The sequence below is a fragment of the Pseudomonas sp. PDM05 genome (assembly GCF_014851685.1).
Lineage (GTDB): Bacteria > Pseudomonadota > Gammaproteobacteria > Pseudomonadales > Pseudomonadaceae > Aquipseudomonas.
The window spans coordinates 1-479 of record NZ_JACVAC010000043.1 but is presented as its reverse complement, the minus strand read 5'-3'; the positions used below and the strand labels follow the sequence as shown (position 1 = coordinate 479).

Sequence of the window (479 nt, the reverse complement as noted above, 5' to 3'; positions counted from 1 at the left end):
AAAAAAGGAAGAGAGGAGGAAGAGGAAGAGGGGGAGAAGAGAAAGGAAAAGGAAAAGAAAGGGGGAGGGGAAGGAAAAAAAAGGGGAGAAGGGGGGAAGAAGAAAGGAAAGGGAGGGAGGGAAGGGGAGAAAAGGAAAGAAAGAAAGAGAGGAGGAGGGAGGAAAGAGAAAAAGGGGGAAGAGAAAAAAGGAGAGAGGAAAAGGGAAAGAAAAGGAGGAGAAGGAGAAGGAAAGAAAAAGGGAAGGAGGGAAAGGAAGGAAAGGGAGGAAGAAAAGAAAAAAGGAGGGGGGGGAGAGGGGGAGGAGAGAAGGGAAAGGGGAGAAGGGAGGGGAAGGAGAGGGAAGAGAAGGGGAAGGAAAAGAAAAAGAAGGGAAAGAAAGGGGAAGGAAGGGAGGGGGGAGGGAAAGGAGAAGGAAGGAGAAGAGAGGAGGAAGAGAAGGAAAAGAGGAGGAGGAAAAAAGGGAGAGGGGGTTTCTGG

Annotated in this window: 1 protein-coding gene; it reads left to right on the top strand. The window is 49.9% G+C overall.

Going from position 1 to position 479, the window contains the following annotated elements; translation table 11 throughout:
* On the top strand, positions 1 to 479 hold a 479-nt coding region (locus tag IB241_RS28100; protein WP_192301279.1), incomplete at both ends, for a hypothetical protein.